Below are 12925 nucleotides of genomic sequence, written 5' to 3'. Positions count from 1 at the left end.
GGAAATATAGAAGAAAAGGGGAGAAATAAATGGTAAATACAATCATAGGAAATTTAGTTGGAACAGATTTAAGAATTGGAATCGTAGTTGGGAGATTTAACGAATTTATTACGAGTAAATTATTAGATGGTGCTATAGACACATTAAAAAGACATGGTGTGAGTGAAGATCAAATGGATGTAGCTTGGGTTCCTGGTGCATTTGAAATTCCGTTAATTGCCGACAAAATGGCGAATCAAGATAAATATGATGCAGTGATAACGTTAGGTACGGTTATACGTGGTTCTACTCCTCATTTTGATTATGTATGTAATGAAGCTGCTAAAGGTGTTGCACAAGCTTCTGTGAAAAGCGGGAAACCTGTTGTGTTTGGGGTATTGACGACGGAAACAATTGAACAAGCAATAGAAAGAGCTGGAACAAAGGCAGGAAATAAAGGCGCAGAAGCTGCTGTAACAGCAATTGAAATGGCAAATATGATGAAATTAATAGGGTAATGATTTGGAGCCAAGTATGTACATATTATACATACTTGGTTTTTTGTTTTCTTAAGTGGAAAAATATAGTCTTCTAAGCTAAACTAAGGGTTAGAAGAACTTAAGATGATTCGAGATATCTATCCCACCATCAATGGGAGATGAAGGAAAACCTCCACTGATGGAAGTCTTCTTTATTACTTTCTGGGGGAGATTATTAGGCCAACTGGCATTAACATTCGTAATTTGGATTGCAATGGCTGTTTTCTATAGTGATATGAATCAAGGAAGTAAGTTGATTTTTTATTTAGTAACTTCATGGTTATTATTTATTTTTGTAGTGGTGATCAAAACATGGTTGACAAATCGAAAAGAGAATGCAAAATAAGCATTTATTTAAAGGAAGATACCTATGCTAACAATTGAAAATTTATATAAGTCGTATGGCGAAAAAGTGTTATTTAAAGATATTACGTGTACCATCTCGCCAAATGAGCGAATAGGAGTAATCGGGGTTAATGGTACTGGAAAGTCCACCTTTTTAAAGGTAATTGCTGGAATTGACTCTGCAGAAAAGGGAGATATTTATCACCCGAAAGATTATCATATAGAGTATTTAGCGCAAGAACCAGAACTTAATCCAGAATTATCGGTGATGGAACAAATCTACTATGGTGAAGCAGAAATCATGAGATTAATGCGGGGGTATGAAGCGGCTTTACTAAAGCTCCAACAAGATCCTGAAAACCCTGATATTCAAAGTCATTTAATGAAAATGCAACAAAAAATGGATGAAGAAGATGCTTGGGAAGCTAATACCACTGCCAAAACGGTATTAACAAAGCTAGGTATTATTGATTTTGATAAAAAGGTCTCTGAACTTTCTGGTGGTCAGAAGAAGAGAGTAGCGATTGCGAAAGCATTAATTCAACCAGCGGATTTATTAATTTTGGATGAACCGACCAACCACTTAGATAATGAAACCGTGGAATGGTTGGAAAAGTATTTGCAAACATACAAGGGTTCTTTATTATTAGTAACGCATGATCGTTACTTCTTGGATCGAGTAACAAATAAGATCTTTGAGTTGGATAAAGGGTATTTATATATTTATGAAGGAAATTACCAAGTTTTCTTAGAAAAAAAGGCAGAACGCGAAGAGCTAGAGATAAGTAATGAAACGAAACATCAAAACACTTTAAGACGGGAATTAGCGTGGCTAAGACGAGGTGCAAAAGCTCGTTCAACGAAGCAAAAGGCTAGAATTGATCGTATTCAGGAGATGAAAGAGAAATCATTTGATACGAATAAAGATCAGCTTGAATTTCAAGTAGGGTCAACTAGACTAGGTAAGAAGGTATTGGAGTTAAAAGGAATTTCTAAAACCTTTGCAGGTCAAACTTTAATTGACGATTTCAGTCATCTAGTTGTACCGGGAGATCGTATCGGAATTATTGGACCAAATGGCTCGGGAAAATCAACTTTACTTAATATGATGGCGGGTCGCATAGAAGCGGATGACGGTGAAATTGACATCGGGGAAACGGTGAAAATTGGTTATTACACACAAGGTGATGAGGAACTAGACGGTGATTTGCGAATCATAGACTATATTAAAGAAGTAGCTGAGGTCATCCATACAAAAGATGGGCAAATTATTACTGCAGAACAAATGTTAGAGAGGTTTTTATTTTCTAGATTTGAACAGTACACTTATATTCGTAAACTTTCTGGTGGGGAAAAACGTAGACTTTATCTATTAAAGGTATTAATGACAGAGCCAAATGTATTATTTCTAGACGAACCAACGAATGATTTAGATACACAAACATTAAGTATTTTGGAAGAATACTTGGATCATTTTCCTGGTGTCGTTCTCACTGTATCCCATGATCGATATTTTTTAGATCGGGTAGTAGATCAGCTATTTGTATTTAAAGGAAATGGACGAATTGATCTCTATTACGGAAACTACAGTGAGTATTTAGATAAACTAGGAATGGAAAGAAGAGTGGAAGTCAAGGCTGAAAAGGTAAAGGAGACAGCAAAACCGAAAAAGCAACGAAAAAAATTATCGTATATGGATCAGAAAGAATGGGATCAAATAGAGGATCAAATAACGGAATTGGAAATGAAAATAGAAGCATTACAAAATGGTATTGTTGAAGCTGGAAGTGATGCTGAGAAAGTTCAGGAGTTATTTAAAGAACAGCAAGAAGTTGAAGCGGAGCTAGAAGCAAAAATGGAGCGTTGGGAAGAATTGTCTTTACTGATAGAAGAAATGGAAAATGCCTAGAAGATATGTTTAAATATATGTTTTTAGTGGAAAATAATATAAGATTATTCGAGGATGAATCTTAGAAAACTTAGCATTCACTATTAGTGTGTTTAAAAAGACCGAGTCGGCTAAGAACACAACGTCCTGGGACTACGATTACTCATCCCGCGGTAAAGATTTGTTGCAACGCTGCCCCTACATAGGGAGACGTGAGTTAGCTGCAAAGGCTGTTTTAGTCGGCCTTCCTTTAATTTGTTTTCTGCGCGTCGGGAATTCGAAGTGTCATTTTTACTGGACTTTTTGAATAACCTCTATTAGAATTTAGCAATGCTTGGTTGGCTTATGTAGGGGAAGTCTTCTTTATGCTTTCCTACGACCAGCTAACATAAAGAGATAAGTCCTATACTTTTTTCTGAACTTTTATCTTTATTAATCAACTAGGAGGAATTAAATGAAACTTTTCCAGGTAAGAAAGGGTCAATTTGTTTTCTATAAAAATGAATTGCATAAAGTATATAGTGTAAAACCAATGTTTAAAAGATCAGTCCATCTATATCGTTTAAAGGATATGCAACAAGTTTTAACACAAGCAAGAGAGATACAGTATTACAAACCGAAACATAATGATACATTTATTTTTTATGGTAAACGTTACACAATTGATGAGAATGAAAAAGCTAAGCCTGGTGATTATATTCTCATCGTCAAACCAGCACCAGACTTTCTTGATCACTACTCTTTAAATGAAATTGAAAAGGTAGAAAGTGTGGAAGATGGAAATGTTGTAACGACAAGAGATAACGGTGTTAAACATCATGAGTATGTCGTATTGGTTCCTGGTAAGAAAGATGCTAGTCAGGAAATTGCTTATTATGACAAGAATTTAGTGCCGGAAGAACAACAGTTACAAGATGAATCGATTTCATACTTAGCGGAAAATGATGATACATTAAAACCAGTTGTTGGGGATATTTATTTGGATGTTCAAAACAATACAAAAGCGATGATTGTTGCGATGACAGAAGATGAAGTTGTTTTTGGACACGGAGTAAGAGTGCATGTTGCAGAGCTTTTAAACGAAGAGAACTTTGAAATGCTATATCAATTTGATGAAGATTAAATGGAATTAAATTGCAGAGCAAATTCTAATTGAATTTGCTCTGCTTTTTTTAATGATAGAGTGTTTGGGCTGTGACAGGTTTTCATGGACGATTGAAGGAGAAAATTGGTTAGATTTGTCCGTGATACCCACTCTCTACGTTTGAAGCAACACACGATTAAAGAAAATAATGAAGTATTCCCGCTTATCAAGGAATATGAGGCCAATCAAAGTAAAGAACTGCTAGAAAAGATTCGGGTAGCAAATGGTGGATTAGAAGATGAACATAACGCTGTAGGAAATCTGTTGAAAGAAATGAGAATCATTACTGGTGATTTCTTACCGCCAGCAGATGCATGTGGTTCTTATCAAATCACATATGCGTGCTTAGCAGAATCAGAAGAGGATACGTTCCAACGCATTCATTTAGAAAATAATATATTATTTTCACGTCTATAGTTTGAACTATAAATAATAAAACAAGGCTCCAGAGTTCCAGAGCCTTGTTTTATTTTATATGATTCCAAGTGTTGTTAAGAACACAATAATAATCGTTATCGGAACTAACCAGCGTATAAGTTGGTACCATACGTGATACGTGTTAATCCCAAATTGACCTCCAGCTAGAAATTCTTGTTGTACTAAAGTTCGATCCATTTTAAATCCGACAAATAAAGCGATGAACAAACACCCACCCGGTAGCATAATATTACTAACAAGGAAATCTGTAGCATCAAATACGGTCAAACCGAAAATTGTGAAATCACTAAGTATATTGGAAGAAAGTGCAGCTGGAATACCAGCGATGAATACTAATAGAGTTGAAATACTTGCTACTTTTCTACGCGAACGGTTTTTATTCATAAATGCTGCTGTTATAATTTCAAGCATGCTAAAGGAAGAAGTGAAGACCGCAAATGAAAACAACCATAAGAATAAGCTCAAGAACAATTCACCAAATGGCATGCTGCTAAAAGCTTCTGGTAATACGATAAACAATAACCCAGGTCCTTCTGCTGGCTCCAATCCAAATGCAAATACAACAGGGAAGATAGCTAGTCCAGCAAACAAGGAAACTAAAATATTCATAATCGAAACAGAACCAGCTGATACTGGTAAACTTACATCCTTACCTAAATAGGAACTATATGTTACCATAACCGAAATTCCAACTGCTAAGGAAAAGAATGATTGTCCTAATGCATATAAAATGTTTTCCTGATTTAATTTTGAAAAATCAGGTTCAAGGAAAAAGCGGATACCTTCTATAGCACCTTCAAACGTGACAGCGCGAATCACTAATATGATAAAAAAGATAAATAATAGCGGCATTAATATTTTACTAGCCTTTTCTATTCCATCTTGAATTCCGAAAGAAACAACTATCATATTGATTAGAAGAAATAGTGCAAAACCTAAGAGGGTAACCCATGGAGTGCCTGTGATTTGGGAGAAAAGTTCATTATAATTAGCGCCTTCTTGAACAATAAGTCCAGGAATAGACAAAATACTATATATGAGAACCCATCCACCAACGACACAATAAAATGACATAAGTAAAAAAGCCCCAACAACTCCCCAGTGACCAATATATTTAGAAATACCATTTGGTAAAAGCTTTTTATAGGCACGAACAGCTTCCGTACCAGCCCCCCTACCAATAATGAATTCTGCAATTAGAATAGGTAATCCAATAATGATGGTAAAAGCGATAAATAATAAGAAAAATGCTCCTCCGCCATTAGTACCGGTCATATATGGAAACTTCCAAATTGCACCAAGGCCTATGGCAGCACCAGCAGATGAAAGGATAAATCCTAAACGTGATGTCCATTGTTGTTTTTTCTGCATGAAACTATGTCCTCTCTTTTGTATATCTCTGCTTTACAATTCTATAAGTATAACATAAGCATATCCATGTAAACAAATGTTCTTAAACAATTGGCCTTTTAATAAAATATAGTGTCAGATGAATTTAGAAGTAGTATGAGTCTCTCTTTAAAAAAGGGAAAGGGGATGCTTATATGTCAGTTTCTTTAGATACGAACAAATTAAAGAACTACATCAACGGAAAATGGGTGGAGGTGAAAGAAACAGTAGCTGTTATTAATCCAGCGAACGGTAAAGAGATTGTTCAAGTTCCATTATCCGGTCAAGATTCGGTAAATGATGCTGTTTTTGCGGCAAAGAACGCTCAAAAAGAATGGGCACTTGTACCAGCTCCACAACGTGCACAATTTTTATATCGAGTTGGTCATTTATTAGAAGAAAGAAAAGAACATTTATCTAAACTGCTAACGATGGAAAACGGAAAAGTAATTGAAGAGGCAAGGGGAGAAGTGCAGGAAGGAATCGATATGGCCTTTTATATGGCAGGAGAAGGTAGAAGGATGTTTGGACAGACGACCCCGGCAGAACTAAAAAGTAAGTTTGCTATGAGTCAGCGGGTTCCAGTTGGAGTAGTTGGGATAATTACCCCTTGGAATTTTCCGATTGCAATCGCAACATGGAAATCATTCCCGGCAATTGTTGCTGGAAATGCAGTAGTATGGAAGCCAGCTTCGGAAACGCCAATTATGGCTTATGAACTCGCTAAAATTTTTGAAGAAGCTGGTCTACCAAAAGGAGTAATAAATGTTGTTTTTGGTAGTGGAGCGACTGTTGGAAATGCGATGGTCCATCACGACGATATTCGAGTGATTTCGTTTACAGGATCTAATGATGTCGGTAGAAATATTGCGGCTGATTGTGGTAGACAACTAAAAAAGGTTTCACTAGAGATGGGGGGAAAAAATGCAGTAATCGTTATGGATGATGCTGACCTAGATTTAGCGGTCGAGGGAATATTGTGGAGCGCCTATGGAACAAGTGGGCAGCGTTGTACAGCATGTAGCCGTGTTATTGTGCATGAAGCAGTAAAAGAGCAGCTTGAGAAAAAGTTATTAGTAAAAATGAAAGAATTAACAATTGGCAATGGTTTAGATGAAAACATAAAAGTTGGTCCTATCATTAATCAGGCAGGTATGAATAAAATTAAAGATTATATCGAGATTGGTAAAAAGGAAGGTGCCAGATTAGTCGAAGGTGGATATGAATTAAGCGGCTCTGGTTTTGAGGGTGGATTTTTCTTTGCTCCAACTTTGTTTACAGATGCTAAACCAGATATGAGAATAGCGCAGGAAGAAATCTTTGGTCCGGTTGTTTCGTTAATTCCTGTCCAAAGTCTAGAAGAGGCGATTGAGGTTAATAACGGGGTGTCATTTGGTCTATCAAGTTCTATTTTTACTCAAGATGTAAATCGTGTATTTCAAGCACAACGTGATTTAGATACTGGTATCGTGTACGTGAATGCAGGAACAACTGGAGCGGAAATTCATTTACCATTCGGCGGTACAAAAGGAACGGGAAATGGTCATCGTGATTCAGGTGTTCAGGCACTGGACGTGTTTACAGAATGGAAGGCGGTTTATGTGGATTATAGTGGTAAATTACAACGTGCCCAAATTGACGTAGACTAATGAAGACACTTAGAAAACTTGACATTCGCATGCTTTTAGCGAATGTCTTAGTTGCACTTATGCAGGGGGTACCTGCCAATGAAAGTAAACAACTTTTGAGATACTGGAGGTAACCGTATGAAAGTTGGTGTATTGGGATCTGGGTTAATGGGGAAAGAAGTGGTAAGAGATTTAGTAACGAGTCCGAATGTTTCAGCTGTTGGTTTGGCTGACGTGGATTTAGATCGTGCTCAAAAGGTATGTGAACAACTTGAATCGGCTAAACTAACCGCCTATCAAGTTGATGCGAATAATCTTAATGAATTAGAGAATTTCATGAAACAGTTTGATGTGATTATTAATGCATTATTTTATACTTTTAATGAAACAGTTGCTAAGACGGCTATTAAAGTAGGGGTAAATTCTGTTGATTTAGGAGGACACATCGGTCATATAACGGATAAAGTATTAAAATTAGCTGAGGAAGCCAAAAAAGCTAAAATTACAATCATTCCGGATCTAGGTGTTGCTCCTGGCATGATCAATATTTTATCTGGCTATGGGGGTAGTAAACTAGATAACGTTAGGTCTATTAAACTATTTGTTGGTGGAATTCCATTAAGACCAGAGCCTCCATTTCAGTATAATCATGTATTTTCCATGGAAGGCGTTTTTGATCATTATACAGACCCATCCTTTATTATACGAAATGGCGTGAAACAAGAGATTCCTTCCTTATCTGAAGTAGAGGAAATTCATTTTGAAAAATTTGGACCTTTAGAAGCCTTTCATACTTCGGGGGGGACATCTACTCTGTCGATTTCATTTCCTAACCTAGAGGAATTAGAATATAAAACCATACGCTACCCAGGCCATGCAGAAAAATTTAAGTTTTTGATTGATTTAAATTTAACGCGTAAAGGCTTTAAAGTAGATATCAACGGAATGAAGGTAAGTCCGAGAGAAGTATTTTTAAAAGTGCTGGATCCAATCGTAGAATTAGGAGAAAAAGACGATGTTGTATTACTTCGGGTTATTGTCTCAGGTTTAAAAGACGGGAAACCTTGCAAACGTCAATATGAAATGGTGACCTATAAAGAAAAGAAAACAACAGCAATGGCTCGCGCTACTGCTAATACGATTTCTGTTGTTGCACAAATGATAGGAAATGGAACGATCAAGGATAAAGGCGTTCTACCTCCAGAGCAAATAGTTCCTGGGGATTTGTATATAAAAGAAATGGCAAAACGTGGAGTAAATATAAAAGAGTGCTAATGCTGATAGAATGTGACTGCTAGAATGTAACCTGCTATGTGAAGCAGGTTTTTTAATGTTGTTCGTTTCGAATATAATAAAGAAGACTTCTTACTGCCCATTTAGGTGGAATAAAAAAAGGCCATTTCAAATGTTTTGAAATGGCTTACATCTGTTGGAACAGACCTATAAAGGAATGTGAACAGACTAGGCAGTAACTTATTCGTAGGTTTTAACCGTGAATGAACACGGTTGATTAATTAGTATTATAAAGCAAAGTAAAACATTTGTAAACGATTTCTATCGTTAATTTCTAAATATTTTTTATTATGATTAAAAAAACAGTTCATGCATTAAAAAAATACATGAACTGAAGAGGATTATTTTGCAGCCTTTTGTAATTTTGTAATCATTTGTAAAGAACGACCTGTTCCAATTGCAACTGATTCTAGTGGACTAGGTGCAATATGAACGGGAACATTGATTACTGTAGACAACCATTTTTGTATTCCATTTAATAATGCTCCGCCACCAGTTAGAACAATACCGTGGTCTACGATGTCTCCACTTAGTTCAGGTGGGCAATCTTCTAATGTTGCACGGATTGTATCAAGGATTTGTTCTAGAGATTCTTTAAGAGCAGAGTGAATTTCTTTAGATGAGATTGTAATGGTTTTTGGTAACCCCGTAACCATATCACGTCCACGAACCTCCATATTTACTTCTTCATGATCCGAATCTGCATGGCCAATCTCCATTTTAATACTTTCAGCAGTACGTTCCCCAATTAAAATGTTGTAATGTTTGCGAATGTGAAGAATGATTTCTTCATCCAAACGATCGCCTGCTACACGTACTGAATTACAAGCAACTACACCTCCGAATGAGATAATTCCAACCTCGGTTGTACCTCCACCAATGTCAACAACCACACTTGCAGTAGGTTCATCAACCGGTAAATCAGCACCAATTGCTGCAGCAACAGGTTCTTCTATTAAATGTACATTCTTTGCACCGTAACTAGTGACTGCATTGTGGATTGCGCGTCTCTCCACAGAAGTACTTCCAGATGGAGTACAGACTACAACAATAGGTTTTCTCGTAGAAATTCCTGCTTTTTTGCTTACCTTTTTTAAGAGAACTTTTAGCATTTGCGCGGTTACGTCATAATCCGCAATAACGCCATCTTTTAAGGGACGGATAGGTACGATGTTTTGAGGAGTTTTTCCGATCATTTCTTTTGCCTCAGCCCCAACGGCTACGACTTGTTTTGTATTTATGTCAATTGCCACAACAGATGGCTCATTTAGTACGATACCTTTTGATTTTGAATAGATCAGGATGTTAGCTGTTCCTAAATCAATTCCAATTTCAGCATTTGAAAACATTTAAGTTCCTCCAATGAAGTCAGACTTTATATAGTAATACTTCTAATTCTACTTTTTTATGGGGGTTGTATAATAGTTTTAATTTTTCCCTTTAATAGATTTTAGAAACTTCCTATATATAGAATAGTGAAAAGCATATTAATAAAAATAATCCGAAATAGAGAACAAATCAAGTGACAATTTGTTTACAAAAAAGGTGGTTTTGTAACAAATGACGCCATTAAAAAAAGTGTCAATATTAATATTTTGGAAAATTTTGTAGGAAAAAGCATCCCTATCCATTTATTCTAAATCGAGGATTTTCCAGTTTTATGGATAAATCAAGGTTTTCTCTTTTTTTATGAATCTAGTTTATTTGAAATCTCTCATTTGGAAATTAGAGCCAAAATTATTACATAAAACCTATGCTATGATGATTTTGTAAGTCACACGAGGGCTTTTCAAAAATAAAAACCAAAAGGAGAGAACATATATATGTTTAAGAAGGTAGGTATTGTAACAGCATTATCGGCTGCAATTATTTTTGGGGGAGCATTTGATTCCGCAGATGCACATGCAGATACAAACGCTAATGCAAATAGTTCATATCAAGTTTATTACTCTATTAATGGAGAACAAGTTAACCTAAACAATAAAAATCTAGATCAAGCTAAGATTCACGATTTAGTTCAGAAAGCAATGAACAAGTATAAGATAAACTGTAATGACAACAATCAACAACCAACAAAAGAGAATAAAGCAGATCAACCGGAAAAAGAAGTTGAAAAACCAGCCGAAAATAAATCTGACCAACCAGCAAAAGAAGTAGAAAAACCGTCTGAAAATAAAGTAGAACAACCAGCAAAAGAAGTTGAAAAACCAGCTGATAATAAAGTACAACAACCAACGAAAGAAACTCAAAAACCAGCTGAAAAAGAAGCTACAAAAGAACAAGGTAATCAATTAAGCCAATTTGAACAAGAAGTAGTTACTTTAACAAACCAAGAAAGAGCAAAACATGGTTTAGCAGCACTAAAAGTAGATAATGAATTGAGTAAAGTAGCTCGTGAAAAATCTCGTGATATGGCAGCGAATGGATACTTTGATCATAATAGCCCAACTTACGGTTCACCATTTGATATGATGAAGAAATTCGGCGTTAGCTACAGTACTGCAGGTGAAAACATTGCCAAAGGTCAACGTACTCCAGCAGAAGTGGTAAATGCTTGGATGAACAGTGAAGGTCACCGTGCTAATATCCTTAACGGAAACTTTACACACATCGGTGTGGGTTATGTAGAAAATGGTAACCTTTGGACACAACAATTTATTGGTAAATAAGACTGGAACAAAACTTTTTTAAAACAAATAAACAGCATGAAATCGAATGGATAAACATTTGGTTTCGTGCTGTTTTTTTCATCTGCTATTCAAGAAAAATTCTACAACGGAATGATAATGATGGCTTTTCCTAATGGAGTATGTGAGTAATCAGTACCTTCATTAGCGATATAAGAAAACTTTTAACTGATAGCTCTTATCTATAGTAGCTAATAACACATCTTCCAGTACAACATTATGATTTGTTTTTAATGCTGATAGCAGCCAGCTTTCCTCCTTTCCGGCTTGCTGTAGGACAGATTTTTCTATATTCCCCTCTCTTATAACAACTTTTGGAAAATCAAAAGGCTTCGTTAAAATATTTAAATCCCCCCGAGTAATAGCCTGATAATTAGGACTAACAAAAAATGAAATCGTTCCATTAGGCTCCCATAAAGCTAACGAGAGCTTTTTAAGGTCATCAATATTTTCTTTTCTGGCTTCTGATAATATGTAATCCACTGAAATTCTTGCCTTTGCTAAGTTTTTATAAACAAATTGTCCATTTTTAATTAATGGCATTGGATTTGGTAAAACAAATTTTCTTATATATTTTGATTTTAATACGATGAAAACACTTGATACATATAAAATGACAAGTGAACCCATCGTAATCATAGCTCCTTTTAAGCCTAATCCTTCGTCAGATAAAGGGTGGGCGATTATGTTACCAATAATCACTGCAATCGCAAAATCAAGTAAATTAAGCTGTGAAATGGAGCGCTGTCCCATTAATTTTGTGATAATAAGCATAAAAAAATAGCTTACTACTGCCCTCAAAACCCATTGCATGGCCGTAAGTGTTTCTTGACCGTGAAAAAAATCCATCTGATCTTCTCCCTTCGGACAAAAATGAATGATAAAGATATTGATAATATGCCCAAAAAGTAGTTGTCTAATATCTGTTTAATCAGGTTGATTAATAAGCTTCAGATCAACTAGCTTCGGGGAATCCTTTCCAATGGTTTGGTAACTGCAATTATATTTACAGGTTTAAGTCCACTTATCAAACTCGGAATGATAATCAAGTCTAGGAATGTTGAAGTCCCATTCTCAATTCAAAGTAATTCAAAAGTTTTTGCGTTTATAGTAGCATGTATGGAAGGGGCTTATCGTACGTTTAAAGGAAAAGGGAATGCAAGGTTTTCTACAAGGGGTGATTGAACATGTGTGGCAGGTATACGTTGCTTAAAGATGAACTAGAGATTCTTGAAGAATTTGATATCGATGAACCAATTGATTCCTATCAACCTAGTTATAATATCGCTCCTGGTCAAAATGTATTAGCTATTATTCATGATGGAAAGAAAAAGCGAGCGGGATATTTGCGCTGGGGATTAGTTCCGTCATGGGCGAAGGATGAAAAAATAGGGTATAAAATGATAAATGCAAGAAGCGAAACTGCACATGAAAAACCGAGTTTTAAAAAATTAATGTCACAAAAACGATGTCTTATTGTAGCAGACAGTTTTTATGAATGGAAAAAGGTAGATGGTGAAGTATGTGTCAAGTTTTTCTCGGTGTGTCTTTCACACCAATATTTCCGGCACTCTATTTTTGTACACTTTTTCGGC

12 protein-coding genes are annotated in these 12925 nt (G+C 35.8%); 9 read left to right on the top strand and 3 right to left on the bottom strand.

Annotated elements, in window-relative coordinates:
- The first annotated feature begins 29 nt into the window (after positions 1 to 29).
- The 5 genes from ribH (at position 30) to ACFQ18_RS16155 (ending at position 4312) form a co-directional block, all read left to right on the top strand.
- Positions 30 to 497: a 6,7-dimethyl-8-ribityllumazine synthase gene (gene ribH, locus ACFQ18_RS16175; protein ID WP_060668444.1), complete on the top strand. Its 468-nt coding sequence runs from the start codon at positions 30 to 32 to the stop codon at positions 495 to 497.
- A gap of 160 nt (positions 498 to 657) precedes the next feature.
- The gene (locus tag ACFQ18_RS16170; protein WP_047185720.1) at positions 658 to 864 is read left to right on the top strand and encodes a hypothetical protein; all 207 of its coding nucleotides are present in this window, start codon (positions 658 to 660) and stop codon (positions 862 to 864) included.
- Positions 865 to 888: 24 nt separating this feature from the next.
- The gene (locus ACFQ18_RS16165) at positions 889 to 2772 is read left to right on the top strand and encodes an ABC-F family ATP-binding cassette domain-containing protein (RefSeq protein WP_276536969.1); all 1884 of its coding nucleotides are present in this window, start codon (positions 889 to 891) and stop codon (positions 2770 to 2772) included.
- Positions 2773 to 3205: 433 nt separating this feature from the next.
- Positions 3206 to 3874, top strand: a complete 669-nt coding sequence (locus ACFQ18_RS16160; protein WP_204798677.1) for a hypothetical protein — start codon at positions 3206 to 3208, stop codon at positions 3872 to 3874.
- Between the two features lie 105 nt (positions 3875 to 3979).
- The gene (locus ACFQ18_RS16155) at positions 3980 to 4312 is read left to right on the top strand and encodes a hemerythrin domain-containing protein (RefSeq protein ID WP_204798678.1); all 333 of its coding nucleotides are present in this window, start codon (positions 3980 to 3982) and stop codon (positions 4310 to 4312) included.
- Between the two features lie 54 nt (positions 4313 to 4366).
- Here ACFQ18_RS16155 and ACFQ18_RS16150 read toward each other — a convergent pair whose 3' ends face one another.
- Complete coding sequence (locus ACFQ18_RS16150; RefSeq protein ID WP_145523826.1) at positions 4367 to 5704, bottom strand: sodium-dependent transporter; 1338 nt, start codon at positions 5702 to 5704, stop codon at positions 4367 to 4369.
- Positions 5705 to 5877: 173 nt separating this feature from the next.
- On the opposite strand from ACFQ18_RS16150, the gene ACFQ18_RS16145 reads away from it, so the two are divergent.
- Together ACFQ18_RS16145 and ACFQ18_RS16140 are read left to right on the top strand one after the other, a co-directional pair.
- On the top strand, positions 5878 to 7371 hold the full coding sequence (locus tag ACFQ18_RS16145; protein ID WP_204798679.1) for an aldehyde dehydrogenase family protein: 1494 nt from the start codon (positions 5878 to 5880) through the stop codon (positions 7369 to 7371).
- A 117-nt stretch (positions 7372 to 7488) separates the two neighbouring features.
- On the top strand, positions 7489 to 8625 hold the full coding sequence (locus tag ACFQ18_RS16140; RefSeq protein ID WP_204798680.1) for a saccharopine dehydrogenase family protein: 1137 nt from the start codon (positions 7489 to 7491) through the stop codon (positions 8623 to 8625).
- A gap of 359 nt (positions 8626 to 8984) precedes the next feature.
- On the opposite strand, the gene mreBH is transcribed toward ACFQ18_RS16140, so the two are convergent.
- A complete protein-coding gene (mreBH, locus tag ACFQ18_RS16135; RefSeq protein WP_145523828.1) occupies positions 8985 to 9992 on the bottom strand; it encodes a rod-share determining protein MreBH in 1008 nt (335 codons plus the stop codon).
- Between the two features lie 474 nt (positions 9993 to 10466).
- Here mreBH and ACFQ18_RS16130 point away from each other — a divergent pair, with 474 nt between their 5' ends.
- Entirely contained in the window at positions 10467 to 11312 is an 846-nt protein-coding gene (locus ACFQ18_RS16130; RefSeq protein ID WP_047185712.1) for a CAP domain-containing protein, read from the top strand.
- 162 nt (positions 11313 to 11474) lie between these two features.
- On the opposite strand, the gene ACFQ18_RS16125 is transcribed toward ACFQ18_RS16130, so the two are convergent.
- Positions 11475 to 12179 carry a DUF421 domain-containing protein gene (locus ACFQ18_RS16125; RefSeq protein WP_047185711.1) on the bottom strand — a complete coding sequence of 235 codons (705 nt, stop codon included), beginning with the start codon at positions 12177 to 12179 and terminating at the stop codon, positions 11475 to 11477.
- Positions 12180 to 12517: 338 nt separating this feature from the next.
- Between ACFQ18_RS16125 and ACFQ18_RS16120 the strand changes: the two genes are divergently transcribed.
- The coding region (locus ACFQ18_RS16120; RefSeq protein WP_379566750.1) for an SOS response-associated peptidase at positions 12518 to 12925 on the top strand (408 nt) is incomplete at its 3' end.

Source organism: Oceanobacillus caeni, assembly GCF_042678465.1.
In the GTDB taxonomy this organism is placed as follows: Bacteria; Bacillota; Bacilli; order Bacillales; family Amphibacillaceae; genus Oceanobacillus; species Oceanobacillus caeni.
The sequence above is the reverse complement of the archived record's forward strand: the minus strand, read 5'-3'. Positions and strand labels throughout refer to the sequence as shown.

What these genes read in the sequence shown, in the direction of transcription:
- ribH (WP_060668444.1), top strand. Translation starts at nt 30, where the DNA reads ATGGTAAATACAATCATAGGAAATTTAGTTGGAACAGATTTAAGAATT.
- ACFQ18_RS16170 (WP_047185720.1), top strand. Translation starts at nt 658, where the DNA reads ATGGAAGTCTTCTTTATTACTTTCTGGGGGAGATTATTAGGCCAACTG.
- ACFQ18_RS16165 (WP_276536969.1), top strand. Translation starts at nt 889, where the DNA reads ATGCTAACAATTGAAAATTTATATAAGTCGTATGGCGAAAAAGTGTTA.
- ACFQ18_RS16160 (WP_204798677.1), top strand. Translation starts at nt 3,206, where the DNA reads ATGAAACTTTTCCAGGTAAGAAAGGGTCAATTTGTTTTCTATAAAAAT.
- ACFQ18_RS16150 (WP_145523826.1), bottom strand. Translation starts at nt 5,704, where the DNA reads ATGCAGAAAAAACAACAATGGACATCACGTTTAGGATTTATCCTTTCA.
- ACFQ18_RS16145 (WP_204798679.1), top strand. Translation starts at nt 5,878, where the DNA reads ATGTCAGTTTCTTTAGATACGAACAAATTAAAGAACTACATCAACGGA.
- ACFQ18_RS16140 (WP_204798680.1), top strand. Translation starts at nt 7,489, where the DNA reads ATGAAAGTTGGTGTATTGGGATCTGGGTTAATGGGGAAAGAAGTGGTA.
- mreBH (WP_145523828.1), bottom strand. Translation starts at nt 9,992, where the DNA reads ATGTTTTCAAATGCTGAAATTGGAATTGATTTAGGAACAGCTAACATC.
- ACFQ18_RS16130 (WP_047185712.1), top strand. Translation starts at nt 10,467, where the DNA reads ATGTTTAAGAAGGTAGGTATTGTAACAGCATTATCGGCTGCAATTATT.
- ACFQ18_RS16125 (WP_047185711.1), bottom strand. Translation starts at nt 12,179, where the DNA reads ATGGATTTTTTTCACGGTCAAGAAACACTTACGGCCATGCAATGGGTT.